Annotated in this window: 16 protein-coding genes and 1 pseudogene; 11 read left to right on the top strand and 6 right to left on the bottom strand. The window is 66.2% G+C overall.

Annotated features, from left to right (window positions below; all coding sequences use genetic code 11):
• Positions 1 to 210: hypothetical protein (locus KQ910_RS23375; protein WP_216965761.1), on the bottom strand; the 210-nt coding region annotated here is incomplete at its 3' end.
• 178 nt (positions 211 to 388) lie between these two features.
• Between KQ910_RS23375 and KQ910_RS26850 the strand changes: the two are divergent.
• Positions 389 to 961 (top strand): annotated as a pseudogene (locus KQ910_RS26850) (ISAzo13 family transposase); the annotation flags it as partial.
• 126 nt (positions 962 to 1,087) lie between these two features.
• Here the strand turns inward: KQ910_RS26850 and KQ910_RS23360 are convergent.
• A complete protein-coding gene (locus tag KQ910_RS23360; RefSeq protein ID WP_216965757.1) occupies positions 1,088 to 4,204 on the bottom strand; it encodes a YhdP family protein in 3,117 nt (1,038 codons plus the stop codon).
• Between the two features lie 119 nt (positions 4,205 to 4,323).
• Here KQ910_RS23360 and KQ910_RS23355 point away from each other — a divergent pair, with 119 nt between their 5' ends.
• Both KQ910_RS23355 and bcp read left to right on the top strand, forming a co-directional pair.
• A complete protein-coding gene (locus KQ910_RS23355; protein WP_216965755.1) occupies positions 4,324 to 7,266 on the top strand; it encodes a bifunctional [glutamine synthetase] adenylyltransferase/[glutamine synthetase]-adenylyl-L-tyrosine phosphorylase in 2,943 nt (980 codons plus the stop codon).
• Positions 7,263 to 7,727: a thioredoxin-dependent thiol peroxidase gene (gene bcp, locus KQ910_RS23350; RefSeq protein WP_216965753.1), complete on the top strand. Its 465-nt coding sequence runs from the start codon at positions 7,263 to 7,265 to the stop codon at positions 7,725 to 7,727. Before KQ910_RS23355 ends, bcp begins: the two co-directional genes overlap by 4 nt.
• Here the strand turns inward: bcp and KQ910_RS23345 are convergent.
• Positions 7,714 to 8,607 (bottom strand): LysR family transcriptional regulator, encoded by an 894-nt coding sequence (locus KQ910_RS23345; RefSeq protein WP_216965751.1) that lies wholly within the window; start codon positions 8,605 to 8,607, stop codon positions 7,714 to 7,716. The genes bcp and KQ910_RS23345 overlap by 14 nt on opposite strands.
• A 108-nt stretch (positions 8,608 to 8,715) precedes the next feature.
• Between KQ910_RS23345 and KQ910_RS23340 the strand changes: the two genes are divergently transcribed.
• Positions 8,716 to 9,378: a GNAT family N-acetyltransferase gene (locus tag KQ910_RS23340; protein WP_216965749.1), complete on the top strand. Its 663-nt coding sequence runs from the start codon at positions 8,716 to 8,718 to the stop codon at positions 9,376 to 9,378.
• 12 nt (positions 9,379 to 9,390) lie between these two features.
• On the opposite strand, the gene KQ910_RS23335 is transcribed toward KQ910_RS23340, so the two are convergent.
• Entirely contained in the window at positions 9,391 to 10,233 is an 843-nt protein-coding gene (locus KQ910_RS23335) for an amidohydrolase family protein (RefSeq protein WP_216965747.1), read from the bottom strand.
• 154 nt (positions 10,234 to 10,387) lie between these two features.
• Between KQ910_RS23335 and KQ910_RS23330 the strand changes: the two genes are divergently transcribed.
• The 3 genes from KQ910_RS23330 (at position 10,388) to KQ910_RS23320 (ending at position 11,809) form a co-directional block, all read left to right on the top strand.
• Positions 10,388 to 10,879, top strand: a complete 492-nt coding sequence (locus KQ910_RS23330; protein WP_216965744.1) for a YbaK/EbsC family protein — start codon at positions 10,388 to 10,390, stop codon at positions 10,877 to 10,879.
• Entirely contained in the window at positions 10,876 to 11,055 is a 180-nt protein-coding gene (locus KQ910_RS23325) for a hypothetical protein (RefSeq protein ID WP_216965742.1), read from the top strand. The genes KQ910_RS23330 and KQ910_RS23325 overlap by 4 nt, the downstream gene beginning before the upstream one ends.
• A gap of 64 nt (positions 11,056 to 11,119) precedes the next feature.
• Entirely contained in the window at positions 11,120 to 11,809 is a 690-nt protein-coding gene (locus KQ910_RS23320; protein WP_216965740.1) for a substrate-binding domain-containing protein, read from the top strand.
• Here the strand turns inward: KQ910_RS23320 and KQ910_RS23315 are convergent.
• Complete coding sequence (locus KQ910_RS23315; protein ID WP_216965738.1) at positions 11,806 to 12,780, bottom strand: aldo/keto reductase; 975 nt, start codon at positions 12,778 to 12,780, stop codon at positions 11,806 to 11,808. The two genes, KQ910_RS23320 and KQ910_RS23315, sit on opposite strands and share 4 nt — an antisense overlap.
• A 100-nt stretch (positions 12,781 to 12,880) precedes the next feature.
• On the opposite strand from KQ910_RS23315, the gene KQ910_RS23310 reads away from it, so the two are divergent.
• A complete protein-coding gene (locus KQ910_RS23310) occupies positions 12,881 to 13,579 on the top strand; it encodes a TetR family transcriptional regulator (protein ID WP_216965736.1) in 699 nt (232 codons plus the stop codon).
• Here the strand turns inward: KQ910_RS23310 and KQ910_RS23305 are convergent.
• On the bottom strand, positions 13,576 to 14,022 hold the full coding sequence (locus tag KQ910_RS23305) for a VOC family protein (RefSeq protein ID WP_216965734.1): 447 nt from the start codon (positions 14,020 to 14,022) through the stop codon (positions 13,576 to 13,578). The genes KQ910_RS23310 and KQ910_RS23305 overlap by 4 nt on opposite strands.
• Positions 14,023 to 14,177: 155 nt before the next feature.
• Between KQ910_RS23305 and KQ910_RS23300 the strand changes: the two genes are divergently transcribed.
• The 3 genes from KQ910_RS23300 (at position 14,178) to KQ910_RS23290 (ending at position 17,559) form a co-directional block, all read left to right on the top strand.
• Positions 14,178 to 15,422: an acyl-CoA dehydrogenase family protein gene (locus KQ910_RS23300; protein ID WP_216965732.1), complete on the top strand. Its 1,245-nt coding sequence runs from the start codon at positions 14,178 to 14,180 to the stop codon at positions 15,420 to 15,422.
• Between the two features lie 48 nt (positions 15,423 to 15,470).
• Positions 15,471 to 16,607 (top strand): ABC transporter substrate-binding protein, encoded by a 1,137-nt coding sequence (locus tag KQ910_RS23295; protein ID WP_216965730.1) that lies wholly within the window; start codon positions 15,471 to 15,473, stop codon positions 16,605 to 16,607.
• 64 nt (positions 16,608 to 16,671) lie between these two features.
• On the top strand, positions 16,672 to 17,559 hold the full coding sequence (locus KQ910_RS23290) for a branched-chain amino acid ABC transporter permease (RefSeq protein ID WP_216965728.1): 888 nt from the start codon (positions 16,672 to 16,674) through the stop codon (positions 17,557 to 17,559).

Below are 17,559 nucleotides of genomic sequence, written 5' to 3'. Positions count from 1 at the left end.
GGACAGCGCGGCCTCAGGGTCCCGGCCCGCGAGGCCCGTCGCCGGATCGTGCACCAGGCTGCGGACCTCAGTAGCAAACCGGGTGTCGAGCTGGCGCACCAACGTCTCGTCGGCCTGCAGACCCAGCGGGTTGTCGTCGCCGAGGCCGTCAAGCGGCGACGGCATCGGAGGATAAGCGGCATCGCCGCCATCGCCACCAAACAATCCCAAAGGCGTCTCTCCTATAAGAAGCGAGCCTTTGAGTTACTGATGAGCCGGACTTTGAAATTGCAAGTGGGTCGTTTGAAAAGGTCTTGTAAACAACTCGGCCGCTTTGGTTTAGCCGCAGCGCGGCGGAACCTCGAACAGGCGGCGTAAACTCAGGACTGCCCGGAGCCTTCCGTTTGGAGTCCACGACTTCCTGATCCCCGAGCTCGGTCGCGCCTCACCCTGCGGTGTCCACGACATCGGCGAGAGTGCTGGGTGGGTAAGCCTTGGCATCGACCACGACACGGCGAGCTTCGCAGTCAACGCGATCCGGCACTGGTGGCAGACCATGGCCCAGCGACGCTATCCCAAGGCAATCCACCTGACGATCACGGCCGATGGCGGGGCAGCAACGGTGCCCGCGTGCGATTGGGGAAACTCGAGCTGCAGAAGCTGACCGACCAACTTTGCCTCGCCGTCGCCGGCTGTCATCTGCCGCCCGGCACCAGAAGATTGAACAAGGTCGAGCACCGCCCGTTCTGGTTCATCACCCAGAACTGGCGCGGCAAGCCGCTCGTCAACCATCAGGTCATCTTTCAACTGATTGCCGCCACCGCGACCGAGGCTGGCCCTCGCGGTGCGCTGCGAACTTGCCCCCAACAGCTACCGTGCCGGCACCAAGGTCGCCGAAGCCGACTTCGACGCCCTCAACATCAGCCGCCACGAACTCAACGGTAAATGGAACTACGCAATCGCTCCGCGTACCAATCCATGACGCATTGTTCTTCAATTGACCGTCAGGAGGATCCACCGAGTTGAAGACAGCCCCTAGAAACGCCGAAATACTTGGCGCTCTGACGAGAGTGAGGGATCCTTACCTCATATGCGATCCCCCTGCCCCTCAGGGCACCCGCTTCATCTCCTGTGCCCCGGACGGTGGCACCGTGGGGGCGGCACCCGTATTCGGCTGCGAGTTGAAGAGATCGCGCAATGCGCCGGGCGTCGCGGCTGACATCATGTTCACGTCGGTCTTCAGATCGTCGAACGGGCCGTGGAGCTGGTAGGAGACGGCGAACAGGCCGCCATCCTTTCCGCCCGTCAGCAGCGGTCCCAGGAGAGGCACGTTCGACAGGAGGTTGTTCAGCGCGAAGGCCGGCACAACGATGCCGTTCAGGAGCGCGGTGTCCTGTCCTATGTCGATGACGCCCTGGGTCGTGAGGCCGATCGACTGGCCGCTGGTGCGCCCGTTGCGGACCTGGATCTTGTCGCCTGCCTTGACCAGGTTCGCGCTCAGGCTGTCGAACTGCTGCAGGGCATTACCCGCGCTGTTCAGTCCATCGATCGCGGAGTTGAGCGTGCCGACGTCGCGCCGGGTCATCACGCGCTGAAGCCGGTAGGGCCCCATCTTGAGCGTCGCATCGAGCGGCGGATCGGCCCAGGTGTCGTTGAACTTCCCGTCGATGCTGAGATAGCCGCCGACCAGCCCGTCCATCCAGCCGGCCTCGCTCAGCAGCTGGCCGAAATCGGCGACGTAGAACGAAAGCGACCGCCCCTGCGCCGTCGGTGCGATACGCAGGGTCGCCCCCCTGCCCCCACCCATGGTGAGATCGGCCGATGCCACCCGGTCGCCGACGAACTCCAGGCGACCATTGAGATAGCCCAGTGAGCCGCGCTTCATGACGACATTCTGGATCTGAACGTTCGCCTTGGTGCTCGTCCGCGAAACCGAGGCCGCCCCCTTGGGCTCGCGGGCCGCCGCCTCGTTGCGGGCATTCATCATGTCGCGAACGCGCTGCATCTCGATCGACGGTCCCCGGACCGCGATGTCGATCCCGCCCGGATGGCGACGCCAGTCGACCGCAATGTCCGTCAGTCCGATCTTGACCTGCTGCAGGGCAATCTGCTGGACGCTGCTGTCCGCGCCGAAACGAAGCTGTCCCTTGGTCTGCAGGGTCGCGCCCCGTGCGTCGAAATCGGCGGTGGTGATCTTGCCGCCCGCGGCGAGTTTCAGCGTCATGGTCGCCAGTGCGTCGACGCCGGCCTCCTTGCTCCAGGCCAGCGGCGTCACGGCGAGCTTCGCCGCCTTCATATCGAACCGTCCCGAGACTTCGCCGGTGCCGTTGGGCGCCACCTGGTAAAGGAGCATGGTGCCGATCGGGCCGACGACGAAAGGCTCGATCGTGGGGAATCCTGCCTTCTCGACGATCGCCGAAGGAACAGTCCCTCGCACGTCGTAGCGCCGGCGGAAGGGCGCCTTGGCCGCGAACATTTCACGCCAGGTCACATCGACCGCGTTGCCGTCGAGCTTGCCCTGTCCGATCACACTCAGTTCGGAATTGCCATACTTCACACGCGCGGTCGCCTCGGTGAGGTCGACTTCGCCCAGCACGTCCTTCAACGAAAAGGAGGTGAGTTGTGCATCGGCCGCGATGTCGATCTCCGCGACGGTCAGCGCATTGATCAGCGGGAAGCTCAGCGACACGTCGACCGCGACATTGCCGCCCAATCGCCGGTGATCGTAGAGCACGTCCCGCGGCAGGCCGAGCTTCGGGCGCGCCAGAAAGCGGATGACGTCCTGCGCGGAGCCGGTGATCGGCAGCCGGATCGCCGCCATCTGCGGCGATGGCTTGTCCAGTCCCGTCAGGTCGATCGTGCCGTCGGTGACTGTCAGGTTGACCGCGTTGCCGCGCTTCACGTCGAAATGAATCGCCCCGCCCTCGTACCGGGCCTTGCCGGAAACGTCCCTGACCTCGGGCATGTGCGGCATGTAGCGCACGCTCAGCCCGCCATAGTCGAGGAAGGCCGCCATCCGGTCGATCTTCAGGTCTGCAATATCGCCGACGGGCGCACTCAGGGCGAACTCCGCCGCCAGGTCGACGGTGCCGCGGCTCACGTTGGCGAGCGACCATTGCCGGCCTCCTTCGGCAAAGCCCAGCGGCCAGTAGTCGCCCAGCCTGTCGACGGGGATCTGCCGGACCTCGGCGCGGCCGGCGAAATGGCGTTGCTCGTCCGCGCGCCGCCCCGCCCCCGTGACCACGACCTTGGCGGCTCCGAAATCGAAATCGACCCGATCGATCTTCGAGGTGTGCTCCACATTGTCGATGCTGAACTGCGCCGCCATGGCATGGACCTGATGGGTCGCCGGCAGGATGCCCGGCAGGGTGACGCTGCCGTTGTTGCCGCTGATGTCGACGGCGACGTTCCTGATCTCTCCATCGCCGGTCCCGTCGATCAGAAGCCGCCCGGCCAAGGCGATATCGACCCCGCGCAGGATGGCCAGATCCGGGGAAAGATCGGCGAAGATCCAGGGCTTGAAGCCCGCGATCCTGGCCTCCAGCGTGACGCGGCTGCGATCACGCGTGTAGGTGCCGGCAAGAGACAGATCGACCGGGTCGCCATGTCCCTCGAAGCGGGCATCGGCGGTTATGAAGACGCCGACGGCGTCGCGCCGGAGTTGCGCATTGGCATTTGGCGCCGTCCACGTGAGACCTGTCTTCAGGTCCCGGAGAACGACGTTCGCCCGCTCGATCAGCACCGAATCGAGCTGGCCGATCAGCGATTTGTAATTCGGCTCGGCGAGCAACTGGTCGACGAGGATCGACACCGCCGCCCCCTGGGCGCCGCCTTCCTGCGACGTGAAGATGCGCTGGAACATTCCGCCCTCGCGCGCAATGTTCGCTTCGATCTCCGGTCCCGAGATGACGATCGACGTCGGCAGCAACATGCCTTGTATGAAGGAACGCGGCTCGAAGGTCAGCGCCGCTTCGGGCACGGTCGCGATCACCTGCTTCTGGTCATTGGTGAAACGCAAGCCGGTGAACGCCAGCCGGATGGGCCGGCTGAGGGCGCTCCACTCGAAGGAAATCCTGTCGAAGTCGGGATGGACATCGTTGCCCGGAACGTCGATCAGCCGGGCGATGCGGGGTTTCAGGAATCCGAGGTCGACCGGTCCGGCCATGAGCCGGAGGGACGCCACGACAAGCAGCGCGGCCAGCGCAAGCACGACACCGGCCGTCACACGTACAACTAACCGGTAGGTCCGCCTGACCACACTCGACTCTTTCCGTTCCTTGACGATAAGGGCACGCTTGGGCAAGCGTGCCGCGGATCATGAGAATTTACCCGCCGGCACATTGAATGTCTTGGTTTTCGACCGACCGCCCTCCTCGTCCGCACGATCCTGAGCGGCAAGCCGTGGCGTGGGCGCGCTGGGAAGAACGCACCGCGCGACCCGAAGACGCGTCAGGCATCGCCCTGCTCGACGCTCTGTTCGGCAACAGCCCCTATCTTGCAGAAACCGCTCTACAGAACCCGGTTTTTATGACCGATCTATGGCGTCGCGGACCCGACGCCGTGATGGCGGACCTCACGGCCGAGGTTGCCTCGGTGCAGGCGGACTCGACGGCCGGCGCCGCGCCCGACGACATCGCCGTCAGGCTCCGGCGCCTCAAGCGGCGCGTGGCACTCTGCATTGCAGTCGCCGACATTGCCGATGCCTGGCCGCTCGACCGCATCACGGGCGAACTGAGCGATTTCGCGTCCCGGTGCCTGCGCGCCCTCACCGATTCCATCCTGCTCCAGCTCGAACGCGACGGGCAGCTGGCGCTCGGCGGCGACCCGCAGGCGGCAGCCTTCACCGTGCTGGGCATGGGCAAGCTGGGGGCCGGCGAACTCAACTACTCGAGCGACATCGACCTCATCCTCCTCTACGACCGCGACGCCCCGGCCCTGGCCGGAAACGAGCAATTGTCACGCCACTTCGTGCGGGCGGCCCGCCTGCTGGTTCAGCTCATGTCGGAGACGGCAGCCGACGGCTACATCTTCCGCACCGATCTCCGGCTCCGCCCGGATCCGGGCTCGACCCCACTGGCGATGTCGGTTCAGGCCGCGGAACTCTACTACGAAAGCGTCGGCCAGAACTGGGAGCGCGCGGCCATGATCAAGGCGCACCCCGTTGCCGGCAACGAAGCCGTCGGGGCGGCCTTCGTTGCGGACATGACGCCCTACATCTGGCGCAAGCATCTCGATTTCGCGGCGATCCACGACATCCATTCGATCAAGCGCCAGATCGACGCCCATCGCGGCGGCGGCACGATCAAGGTCCTCGGCCACAATGTGAAGCTCGGTCGTGGCGGCATCCGCGAGATCGAGTTCTTCGCCCAGACCCAGCAGCTCATCTTCGGCGGCCGCAATCCCTCGCTGCGGGGCCGCGTCACCTGCAACACGCTCCAGGCATTGGCCGCCGCCGGTCACATCACCGCGAAAGCCGCCGACGAGCTGACCGGAGCCTACGGTTTTCTGCGCCGTGTCGAGCATCGCCTGCAGATGATCGACGACCGCCAGACGCATTCCATCCCGGCCGACGAGGCCGGCGTGGCCGCGCTCGCGACCTTCCTGGGCTACGACACCCCGGACGCTTTTCAGGACGCGCTGCTCCAGACGCTTCGTCTCGTGGAAAGCCACTATGCCAATCTCTTCGAGGAGGCACCGAGCCTCGCAGGACCCGGCGGCAACCTGGTCTTTACCGGCACCGACGACGATCCGGGCACGCTGGAGACCCTCAAGTCGCTGGGCTTCCGCGATCCGTCCGCCGCGGCCGGCATCGTGCGACGCTGGCACCACGGCCGCTTTCGCTCGACCGCGACCGCTCGCGCCCGAGAGCTGCTCACCGAACTGATGCCGGGGCTGCTCAAGGAACTGGGCGGCACGGCCGCCCCCGACCAGGCGTTGCTGAACTTCGACCTCTTCCTCAGCAACCTGCCGGCCGGCGTTCAGCTCTTCTCTCTGTTCAAGGCCAATCCCGCCCTGCTCGAATTGCTGGCCACCATCATGGGCAGCGCGCCGGGGCTGGCGGCGCACCTCGCACGCCGGACGCTGCTTCTCGATTCGGTACTCTCGCCGGATTTCTACCGGCGCCTGCCTGCGGCAGATGACATGACGGCCGAACTCGCGGCCATCCTGGCCCGCGTCGAGCACGAGCAGGACATCCTCGACCTGGCCCGCCGCTGGGCCAACGACCGGCGATTCCAGGTGGGTGTCCAGCAGCTCAAGCGGATCGCGACGCCCGCGGATGCAGGCCTGGCCTACTCGGACATCGCCGCGGCGACGATCTCCGCCCTGTGCGAACGCGTCGAACAGCGCTTTGCCGAGATCCATGGCGGCTTCGACGGCCAGCGCCTCGCGGTCGTGGGCCTGGGCAAGCTCGGCAGCCGCGAAATGTCGGCCACGTCCGACCTCGACCTGATCTTCGTCTACGACATTCCCGACGGCATGGAGGCTTCCGACGGCGCCAAGCCGCTTTCGCCCATCCAGTACTACACACGGCTCAGCCAGAAGATGGTGACGGCGCTGACCGCGCACACCAACGAAGGCGCGCTCTACGAAGTCGACATGCGCCTGCGGCCGTCGGGCCGCTCGGGGCCGCTGGCCAATTCGCTCGAAGGGTTCGAGACCTATCACGCACAATCGTCCTGGACGTGGGAGCACATGGCGCTGACCCGCATGCGCGTGATCCACGGGCCGCAGGCGCTGGTCGAGCGGCTGACCGACATCGTGAAGGCCACGCTCTGCCGCACGCGCGACCCCGAGACCCTGGTCCGCGACGTCGCCGACATGCGCGACCGCATCGCCCAGCACGCGCCACCCAAGAGCCTGTGGGACTTCAAGCACCTGCCCGGCGGCCTGTTCGACATCGATTTCGTCGCCCAATACCTCGCGCTCCGCTACGCCTGCGGCCATCCCGACATCCTCGATCCGCATCCGGCGGAGATGCTGCGTCGCATGGCGGAGGCCGGCCTGATCGAACGGGCCGACGCCGAGAACCTTTGCGCCACGCGAACGCTGCTGTCGGACGTCCAGAGCCTGCTGCGCCTCACCCTGAACGGCGACGAGGCCGCGTTCGACGAGAGCAAGGCGCCGGAGGGCCAGCAACGCCTGATCGCCGCGACCGAGGGCGCACCCGACCTCACGGCCCTGCGCGCGCGCATCGAGGCCGAGTCGAAGACAGTACGTGCTATATACGAGCGGATCGTCGAGGCTCCGGCCCTGGCGGCAGGCTGGCAAGCGAGGAGCAGGAAATGAGCGTCGCAGAAGGCAAGAAGGCACCGGATTTTACTGCCGCGACCGATGGCGGCGGCAAACTCAAGCTCTCCGACCTGCGCGGCAAGCCGGTGGTGCTCTACTTCTACCCGAAGGACGACACGCCGGGCTGCACGACCGAGGCCTGCGGCTTCCGCGACGGCGCCGCCGCCTTCAAGAAACTCAAGGCCCAGGTGGTCGGCGTCTCGAAGGACAGCGTGGCCCGGCATGACAAGTTCAAGGCGAAGTACGAACTCAACTTCCCGCTGGTCTCCGACGAGGACGGCAAGGTCTGCGAGAAGTACGAGACCTGGATCGAGAAGAGCCTGTACGGCCGCAAGTACATGGGCATCGACCGCGCCACCTTCCTGATCGACGGCGAAGGCGTGGTCCGCAGGATCTGGCGCAAGGTCAAGGTCGCCGGACACGTCGACGAAGTGCAGGAAGCGCTCAAGGCGCTTTAGGCAAGCTCTTCAGCGCGCGAATGGTCTCGCGCAAACCCAGATGCAGAACCTTGTCGCGCCGGATCACGATCGCGAGCTTGCGATAGAGGCGCGGTGAGAGCGGCCGCATTACCAGGTTGGCGCGATCGCCCGCCTCGCGCACCGCGACCGCCGGCAGGATGGCGCAGCCCAGCCCCGCCTCCACCAGCCGCTTGATCGCCTCGACGCTGCCCAGCGCCATCTTGGGCTTGAGTTCGACGCCACCATTGAAGAACCACTGATCGGCGATCACGCGGGTCTGGCCGCCCGGCTCGAACATGATGACGGGCCGGCTGGCCATAACGGCCGGCGTCACCCGTTGCGGCAGGGCCACGCCATCGCGCGCCGTCACCGCCACGAACTCGTCGTCGAGCACCGGCGTCACTTCCAGGCCGCGGCCGCCGGCCGGCAGGGTCACGAGGCCGATGTCGAGCGCATTGTCCTGCACGGCCTTCACCACGTCCGAGGTGTTGCCGGTGGCAATGGTGATCTCCAGTTCGGGCAGCTTGCGGCGCAGGCTGCGCAGCATCGGCGGCAGGCGGAAGATGGCGGCCGTGGCGCCGGTGCCCAGCCGCACCCGCCCGACCTCGCCGCTCGTGAACCGCGCCAGCCCATCGAGCAGGGACGCTACGGCGCCATTGATACGCGCCGCGTGGTCGAGCAGTTCGCTGCCGGCTGCCGTAGGTGTCGCGCGCCGCGCCACGCGCTCGAGCAGGTGCACGCCGAGCCGCTTTTCCAGCTGGCCGATCTGCTGACTGATCGCCGGCTGGGTCAGGTTGAGATGGGAAGCCGCGGCGGAGAACGAACCCAGCCGCACGACTTCGGTGAAGGCGCTGACATGATCGAGATTGAGACCGCGCATTCCAAATTTTCTCTTATGGTTTTCATAGGATAACAAGATTTCTCTTATGGCTCTACCTTCCGCAGAGTGCCGCCCATGGTACGTCGCAGCAGGTTCGGAGACGCCGTCATGGAGATCGGTCGGTACATCGGCGGCTCGCCTTGGTCGCAGAGGCGCCAGCAGGAAGCACTGCGCAACCTCGACGACCGTCTCCTGTCCGACATCGGCCCGTCGCGCGAGCAGGTGCTTTCAGGAGGAACGATGATGAGAACGGCCGTCGATGTTCGCGACGCCCGCGAAGGCGACATGCGCTTCGTGCAGGAAATCTATGCGCACCATGTGCTGCACGGGCTGGCGAGCTTCGAGGAAGCTGCCCCCAGCGTCGCCGAGATGATCGGCCGCCGCGAAGCCGTGCTGAAGCTCGGCCTGCCCTATCTGGTGGCCGAGATGGACGGCCGCATCGTGGGCTACAGCTATGCCTCCGCCTACCGTCCGCGCCCGGCCTATCGTCACACGATCGAGGACTCGGTTTATGTCCGCGACGGCTTTGCGGGCCACGGGATCGGCCGGGAACTGCTGTCGACCCTGATCAAGCGCTGCGAGCACGGTCCGTGGCGGCAGATGCTGGCCGTCATCGGCGACAGTGCCAACGCCGGCTCGATCGGCCTGCACGGCAGCCAGGGATTTCGCCAGATCGGCAGGCTCGATGCCGTCGGCTTCAAGTTCGGCCGCTGGGTGGATTCGGTCCTGATGCAGCGGCCCCTCGGGAAGGGCGACCTGGCCCTTCCCTGAGCCGCGACCCCGCTACTTCTTGGCCGGCGACCAGCCGTAGATCTTCTGCAGCGAGCCGCCCATCAGCGTGGCGCGGTCGCTGTCGGACAGGCGATCGGTGACGCGGAAGGAATCGACGCCCTCCTTGTAGGTCAGCAGCGCCACGGCGCGGGTCCAGTCTGTGCCCCACATGCAGCGGTCCAGCGTGAAGGCGTCGAAGATACGGCCCAGCGGATCCCAGATGTCCTTGTAGGGAAACTTCTCGTGGCTGAGTGTGCAGGCGCCGGTGATCTTCACGACGACGTTCGGGTTCTTGGCGAGTTCCAGCAGCAGCGGCAGCTCGTGCCACGGATCCTTCGGCGCCGGTGGCGCCATCGGCTGCTCGAGGCCGAGATGGTCGATCACGAGAGTCGTATTGGGATTGCGCCTGGCGAGTTCGCCCACCTGCGGCAGGCGGCCCCGCGCCATCAGGTTGACCGGCAGGTCGTGCTTGGCTGCGGCGGCGAGCACGCGGTTGATGCCGGGATCGGCGGCGTCGGTCGAAATCTCCGGCGTGAACATGATGCGGATGGCGACCGTGCCGTCCATCGCCGCCCAGTCCGCGATCGTGCCCTCGACCTTCGGGTCGTTGGCATTGACCGGCTTGATGACGCCGAACCGGCCGGGATGCGCCTTCTGGACGCCAACGGCGTAGCTCTCGTCCCAGCGGTACATCGTGTAAACGGAAACCAGCAGTGCGCCATCGACGCCGACGGCATCCATCGCCTTGATCATGTCCTCGGCGGTGACCTCGGGCGGTCCTGCCAGCACGGCCGTCCACGGGCGACCCGGATGATTGCGTTCGTAGCAGTGAACCTGGGCGTCGATCGTCGGCATGCGCTTCTCCCGTGGTGAGTTGGCGGACGGTACCGCCACGGTGCCATTTGTCATCGAAATTCGGGGATGCCGCCCACCATGCGGTACAAGTTCCATATGGCGCTCATCCCAATGGAGTTGTCATCCCGAACGAAGTGAGGGACCTTTCGCTTCCATGACCGTCGAAGCAGTACGTACGTTCCTCGCCCGAAACGCGCCGGATCTGGAGGTCCTTGAACTGGATGCCAGCACCGCCACCGTCGAGATGGCGGCGCGCGGCCACGGCGTCGTTCCGGCACAGATCGCCAAGACCCTGTCGCTGCGCATCAAGGATCGCGCATTGCTGATCGTGACCTCCGGGGATGCGCGGCTGAACAATCGCAAGATCAAGGGTGTGCTGGGCGGCAAGCCACGCATGCTGGGCGCCGATGAGGTCGTGATGCTGACGGGTCATCCCGTGGGCGGCGTCTGCCCGTTCGGCCTCGCGACACCCCTCCCGGTCTATTGTGACATCTCACTGAAGGAATTCGACGAGGTCGTCCCTGCCGCCGGCTCGACCAACTCGGCGGTCCGCATCGCGCCAGAGCGCATGGCCTCGCTTGTCGGCGCCGAATGGATAGACGTCTGCGAGCGGCCCGGCACACCCGCGGAAGCCGCGCAGCCATGAACTGGCGGGACATGCTGCGCAACCTGTTTACGGCTCCGGCGCCGAACGGAAACGCACTCCCTCGAATCGGCCGGTTCGATCTCGGTGTCTGCCCCGGCTGTCGCGGCCTGCGCCTGGTGGACAGCCCGCGCTGCGAGCATTGCGGCAGTACCGCCAGCGTCACCGCCGACGCCTGACTGCGCTATCGCTCCGCCGCGTTGCGGCGGCCCTCCCTCTGAAAAAGACGTTTGGTGGTTCGACATGAAGGTCTTCAGCGCGATCGCCGTGCAGAGCGTGGTCGAGGAACTCGTGCCCGCCTTCGAGCGAGCGCACGGCTGCGAACTGGACCTCACCTGGGCCACGGCGCCACTTCTCCAGAAGCGGCTTCAGGCGGGCGAGATGGCCGACGCGTTGATCCTCAACCGGGCAGTCACCGACGCCCTGCTCGTCTCCGGCGGGATCGTCTCCGGGTCCGATACGGAGATCGCCAGTTCGGCCACGGCTATCGCAGTGAAGGCCGGCGCACCAAAACCCGACATCTCCACGCCCGAGGCGTTGAAGCGAAGTCTGCTTGCGGCCCGGGCAATCTCCTACACCGATCCCGCGGCGGGCGGCGCCAGTGGCATCCATTTTGCGAAGCTGCTGGAGCGGATGGGCATCGTGGCAGAGGTCAATGCAAAGACGATGTTCCCGCCGCCGTCGGGCTATTCCGGCATGTTCCTGTCCACGGGAGAGGCAGATCTCGCCGTTCAGCAGGTGCCGGAACTCCTGAGCGTCCCTGGCATCGAGATCGTCGGCACCCTGCCCGGTGACCTGCACATGGTCACGACGTTCGTGGCCAGCATACCGGCCGATAGCACGCAGCCCGTGCTGGCAAAGGCCTTCATCGAAAGCCTTCGCACGGCCGACGCCAGGGCGCTCTTCCGTGCGAAGGGGCTGGAGCCCGGTTAGGCCTTCGCGGCCTTCTGTTCTTCCAGACGGTCGGTGGCCGGCGGCGGCGTCCGCGACAGGGCGGCCATTTCGGCATGGAGTTCCGGCGTCATGGCCACGTTCACCGAATCCAGGGAGGCCTTGAGCTGGTCGAGGTTGCGCGCGCCGATAATGGGCGCGGTGATTGCGGGGTGCGCGCCCACCCAGGCGATGGCGGCGCTGACCGGATGCAGGCCCTTCGCCTTGCAGAGCGCCACGTACTTCTCGGCCGTCTCGAAGGCCCATTCCTCGCCGTAGCGCGCCTCGTACATTTTGTTGGTCTTGAGACGGCCCGTGGCCTGGCCGAAATACTTGCCCGACAGGAGTCCGGCCGCCGCCGGGCTGTAGGGAATGACGCCGATTCCGTTGGCCGCCGCCATCGGCAGAAGCTCGACCTCGGCCTGGCGCTTCACGAGATTGTACATCGGCTGGATGACCTGCAACCGCGCCCAGTTGTTGCGCTCCTGGATATCGACCGCGCGCTGGGTCTGCCAGGCCGACCAGTTGCTGACCGCGGGATAGATCACCTTGCCCGAGCGCACGAGGTCTTCGAGGCCGCGCATCATCTCGTCGATCGGCGTCACCGCGTCGAAGCGATGGAGGAACAGCACGTCGATGCGGTCGGTCTGCAGCCGGCGCAGGCTCGCCTCGACGGCCTGCACGACATGACGGCGGTTGGCGCCACCCGCGTTCACGTCGGGACCGGTCTTGTTGAAGCACTTGGTCGTGATCACCAGCTCATTGCGATGATCCTTCGCCAGCCGGCCCAGGATCTCCTCGGACTTGCCCTTGTTGTACTCGTTGGCCGTGTCGAAGAAGTTGATGCCGGCGTCGCGCACCGCCTTGTACATCGAAGCCGAGGTGGCCTCGTCGGCGTCGCCGCCGAAGGACATGGTGCCGAAGCAGAGTTGCGAGACGTGGATGCCGGTGCGGCCGAGGAGCTTGGTTTTCATGCCTCCTGTCTAGCATGCCGGCCGGCCGCTCCGCAGCCGCCATGGAAAATCCGACGACTTCGCTCTAAGAGAGGCCCGGCAATTTCCAGCAGGATGCAGCGTGGCGAGACAGACGATCGGCAAGAAAAAGACGCAACGGGCCGCGACACCTCGCAGGCGCGCCACCCGCCCCAACCTGCCGGAACGCATCCTGGACGTGGCGGAGGAACTCTTCGGGCGTGTCGGCTACGGCGGCACGACCACCCGCGCCATCGCCAGCCGTGCCCGCGTGAACGTGGGACAGCTCCACTACTACTTCGAGTCCAAGCGCGCGATCTTCGAGGCGGTCGTCGCCCGGCACGGCACCGAGGTCACGGAACGGCGGCGGCAGTTACTGCTGGAGGCCCAGGCCCGCTATCCGCGCGGCATCGTCCCGCTCGACGTGCTGGTCGATGCGCTGGTCCGTCCGCTGCTGATGGCCGAGCCGCGTGCCGGCAGCCAGCGCCGCACCTCGATGCAGATGCACGCGCGCCTCTTCACCGACCCTGACGACACCGCCAGCATTGTGCGCGCCGACATCTACGACGAGACCAATGCGCTCTACGTCGAGGCCATCCAGCGCGCCTTGCCGAAGATCCCGGCGAAGACGCTCTACTGGCGCTACTACTTCATGATGGGCGCCTACGTCTGGACGCTGCTGCAGCCCGGCCGCCTGGAATCGATCTCCCAGGGAAGGTGCGATCCCGCGGACATGGAAACCGCCATCCGCGAGATCGTGCCGTTCGTCTGCGCCGGCCTCGCCGCGCCGGTGGAACGCTAAGCGGCCTTCACGCGGCTCTTCAACCGGCAGCGGCATTTGTCGAACTGGTGGAGCTCGACCATGTTGCCGCACGGATCCTTGAGGAAGAGCTGCTCGGCATCGGGCCCCGTCGCGCCCTTGAGCGACCAGTAGTCCGCGCCGAGCCGGTCGAGTTCTGCCTTGGTCTCGACGATGTTCTCGACGGCCAGAGCGACGTGCGGCGTGGTCGGATCCTTGCCGGGCCCCTGGGCGAAGGGTGACGGCAGGTCGCCGCCGATCAGATGGATCTGCCCCACCTCGCCGATGTTGATCCACATGCCGGGAATGCCCGGGATTTCCGGACGGCCGCTGTCATGCTCCAGGCCGAGCACGCCGGTGTAGAAATTCTTGAGGTCTTCGATCGTCTTGTCGTCGGCGCCGATACGCACGCCCTGATGATGAAGTTCCAGCACCTTGATCGCCATGTCCGCTCCTCCCGAGAGCTGTTCCGTTGAGGCGAAGTATCGTGATCGCACACGACATGGTCAATCGACCAACAAATTAGGTCACTTGACCTGACCGCGTGACGCAAGCATCGTCGGAGCAAGAACAAGCGGTACGCCGCCGGGAGGAATTCGATATGCGGACCAAGCGGGCCGCCGACTGGACACCGTCGGCGACGTTGCCCAACACGCCGGTCTCTTTCACAGGCGTAACCTACTCGGAAATGCTCGACCGCGCGCGCGCGCTGGTGCCGACGATCGCCGCCCGCGCCGAGGCCTGCGAGACGCTGCGCCGCCTGCCCGACGACACCGAGCGCGACCTGCACCGCACCGGCCTCTTCCGCATGGTCCAGCCGGCGCGCGTCGGCGGGGCGGACCTCGACATCGGTATCCTGGTCGATACCTGCGCCGAGGTCGCGCGCGTCTGCCCGTCGACCGCCTGGAACCTCGGCAATCTCAGCAGCCATCACTGGATGCTGGGCTATTTTCACCCTGAGGCGCAGGACGAACTCTGGAACGGCTCACCCGACGTTTTGATCGCCACCTCGCTGATCTTCCCGGCCGGTCGCGGCCGCAAGGTCGAGGGTGGGTACGAGGTCTCGGGGCGATGGCCGCTTTCCTCCGGCGTCGACAACTCCGACTGGAACATGCTGGCCTTCATGGTGCGCGAGAGTGAGGACGGCCCGCCGGTCGACCAGCGCTTCGCCTTGATCCATCGCTCGCAGTACGAGATCGTCGACACCTGGCATGCCATGGGCCTCTCCGGCACCGGCTCCAAGGACGTGGCGGTCAAGAACCTCTTCGTGCCCGACCAGCGCACGCTCTCGGCCCGGTCGTTGAACGGCAAGCCGCACCCGGGTTCCGCCGTCAATACGTCGCCCCTGTTCCGCCTGCCCATGCTGGCGCTCGGCCCCTATGTCCTGTCGGGCGTCCTGCTGGGTTGCGCCCAGGGCGCCTACGAGACGGTGGTCGGCGCGGCGCGCAAGCGGAACGCGACGACGACGGGCCAGCCGGTGGGCGCCAGCCAGTCCGTGCAGATCAAGGTTGCCGAGGCCAGCGTGCGGATCGACACCGCCGAGATGATGATGCGTCGCGCCTGCGAGCACGCCATGACCGTCGCGCGTTCGGGCGCCGAGCCGACGCATGAGGACAAGCTGCGCTATCGCCGCGACGCATTCTTCTCGGCCCGGCTCTGCCTCGAGTCCGTCGACATCCTGATGGGAATCGCCGGATCGAGCGGGCTGTACCTCGGCGGTTCCATGCAACGCCTGTTCCGCGATGCGCACGCAGCCAACGCACACGTCATGTTCTCGACCGACGTTCAGGGTTCATTGTTCGGACAACACGCGCTCGGCATGGCCGGACCGCCGCCGCTGCTCTAACCAGAAGCCACGGCCACAAAGAAGTTCAACGAGTGGGAGGAAAGAAGAATGTCACTGTCATCGTTCATTGCAAAGTTGGCCGGCGCCACGGCGCTGGTCGGACTATCGGCCTTCGCCGTCCAGGCGCAGACCTCGGGTGAGCCGGTCAAGATCGGCGCCATCGTCTCCGTCACCGGCGCCGGCGCCGGCCTCGGCGTGCCCGAGCGCAACGGCCTGCTGCTGGCCGAAAAGGACATCAACGCCAAGGGCGGCATCAAGGGCCGGCCGATCAAGTTCATCGTCGAAGACGATGCTTCCAATCCCGACACCGCGCTCAGCAAGGCCAACGACCTGATCTTCGGACAGAAGGTCCAGGCCCTGCTCGGACCGTCGCTGACCGCCAGCACCGTCGCCGTCGGCGGCGTGACGCATGCCAACAAGATCCCGCAGATCGCCTTCACCGGCATCGGCCCGGCGGTCGAGCGCGAGCGCAAGTGCGTGGCTCATGTGCTGCCGCCGCAGCGCCTGAACGCCACCGCGCTGCTCGAATATGCCAAGAGCATCAAGGCGACCAAGGTCGGCGTGCTGCACGACGCGGGCTACGGCAACGTCGTGATGGCCGAGTTGCGCCCGCTCGCCGACAAGTACGGCATCAAGCTGGTCGCGGTCGAGAAGTTCGAGATCGGCGCCACCGACACCACGACGCAGGCGGCCAAGGTCAAGGCGGCCCAGCCGGAGGCGGTGTTCATCATCGCCACCTCGGCCACGCCGTTCCGCAACGTCAAGCAGATCCAGATCACCCAGCCGGTGATCGCCGCGATCGGCTCCTCGTCCTATGAGTACGTGAACGCGATGGGACCGGCCGCGGACAACATCGCGATCCCGGAATTCGTGGTCGGCGAGGATCCGCTGCCTCACCAGAAGGCCTTCGTCGAGCTCTACAAGCAGGCCTACAACTCCACGCCGAAGAACTACGAGGCAGCGGCTTGGGATGCCGCCCAAATCATCGCGGCGGCCCTCAACAAGGCCGGCGCCGACGCCACGGGCGAGAAGCTCTGCGAGGCGATGAAGGCGCCCTACTCCGGCGTCCTGGCCAACTACGACTTCTCCGCCGACGACATGACCGGCATTCCGATCTCGAGCTTCATCTTCTCGAAGCTGGTCGGCGGCAAGTACACGCGCACGCCGTTCCGCGTCACGCAGTAGCGAAACCAGCGGCGCAGGTCCCTTCCCGGACCTGCGCTGCCCTCTCGCGCGGAAGCATCCCTTCATGACATTGAGCCTGGTCCTTCAGGCCATCTTCGCGGGCGTGACGAATGGCATCGTCTACGCGCTCGTCGGCATGGGCCTCTCCGCCATCTTCAAGGGCAGCCGCGTGATCAACGCCATGCAGGGCGAGTTCGCCGTCATCGGCGCCATGACCACCGTGCTGCTGCTGACCAAGACAGGCTGGCCTTACCCGGCCGCCATCGCTGGCGGCGCGATTGCAGGCGCCCTGGTCGGCGCCTTCATCGAGGTCGCCTTCGTGCGTTACATGGCCAGGAAGAACGCGAGCGAGGATAGCTTCCTGCTGCTGACCATCGGCCTCGCCCTCACCCTGTCGGCCAGCGTGCTCTTCTTCATCGGCCGCGATGGTCACCTCCTGCCGCCACTTGGCGGCGAGGGCGTGCTGATCATCCTCGACGCCGTCATCCAGTTCCACGCGCTGTGGCTGATCGCCATCGGCATCGGCGCCACCCTGGCGCTGCGCGCCTTCTACCACCGCACCACGATCGGCCTGTCGATGATGGCGGCCTCGATCGATGCCGACGGTGCGGCGACCACCGGCATCGACGTCGGCCGCATGCGCACTTTCACTTTCGTACTCGGCGGCCTGCTGGGTGCGCTGGGCGGCATCCTCGTGACGCCGCTGATCGGCGTCGACTACCAGCTCGGCCTCAACCTCACCCTCAAGGGTTTCGCCGCCGCCGTGCTGGGCGGCCTCACCAATCCGCTGGGCGCGGCCGTAGGCGGCCTCACCCTGGGCCTGGTCGAATCGCTGGCCATCATCGGCATCTCGTCGAGCTACAAGGACGTCGTCGCCTTCTCCGTGTTGATCATCATCATGATCCTGATGCCTCAGGGCATCCTCGGCCGCGCCGGCCGGCGGGGAGGCTGA

The sequence above is a fragment of the Reyranella humidisoli genome, from assembly GCF_019039055.1.
Lineage (GTDB): Bacteria > Pseudomonadota > Alphaproteobacteria > Reyranellales > Reyranellaceae > Reyranella > Reyranella humidisoli.
This window is presented reverse-complemented; position numbering and strand designations above follow the sequence as displayed.

What these genes read in the sequence shown, in the direction of transcription:
- KQ910_RS23290 (WP_216965728.1), top strand. Translation starts at nt 16,672, where the DNA reads ATGACATTGAGCCTGGTCCTTCAGGCCATCTTCGCGGGCGTGACGAAT.
- KQ910_RS23300 (WP_216965732.1), top strand. Translation starts at nt 14,178, where the DNA reads ATGCGGACCAAGCGGGCCGCCGACTGGACACCGTCGGCGACGTTGCCC.
- KQ910_RS23295 (WP_216965730.1), top strand. Translation starts at nt 15,471, where the DNA reads ATGTCACTGTCATCGTTCATTGCAAAGTTGGCCGGCGCCACGGCGCTG.
- KQ910_RS23330 (WP_216965744.1), top strand. Translation starts at nt 10,388, where the DNA reads ATGACCGTCGAAGCAGTACGTACGTTCCTCGCCCGAAACGCGCCGGAT.
- KQ910_RS23340 (WP_216965749.1), top strand. Translation starts at nt 8,716, where the DNA reads ATGGAGATCGGTCGGTACATCGGCGGCTCGCCTTGGTCGCAGAGGCGC.
- KQ910_RS23315 (WP_216965738.1), bottom strand. Translation starts at nt 12,780, where the DNA reads ATGAAAACCAAGCTCCTCGGCCGCACCGGCATCCACGTCTCGCAACTC.
- bcp (WP_216965753.1), top strand. Translation starts at nt 7,263, where the DNA reads ATGAGCGTCGCAGAAGGCAAGAAGGCACCGGATTTTACTGCCGCGACC.
- KQ910_RS23305 (WP_216965734.1), bottom strand. Translation starts at nt 14,022, where the DNA reads ATGGCGATCAAGGTGCTGGAACTTCATCATCAGGGCGTGCGTATCGGC.
- KQ910_RS23325 (WP_216965742.1), top strand. Translation starts at nt 10,876, where the DNA reads ATGAACTGGCGGGACATGCTGCGCAACCTGTTTACGGCTCCGGCGCCG.
- KQ910_RS23345 (WP_216965751.1), bottom strand. Translation starts at nt 8,607, where the DNA reads ATGCGCGGTCTCAATCTCGATCATGTCAGCGCCTTCACCGAAGTCGTG.
- KQ910_RS23320 (WP_216965740.1), top strand. Translation starts at nt 11,120, where the DNA reads ATGAAGGTCTTCAGCGCGATCGCCGTGCAGAGCGTGGTCGAGGAACTC.
- KQ910_RS23355 (WP_216965755.1), top strand. Translation starts at nt 4,324, where the DNA reads ATGTCTTGGTTTTCGACCGACCGCCCTCCTCGTCCGCACGATCCTGAG.
- KQ910_RS23335 (WP_216965747.1), bottom strand. Translation starts at nt 10,233, where the DNA reads ATGCCGACGATCGACGCCCAGGTTCACTGCTACGAACGCAATCATCCG.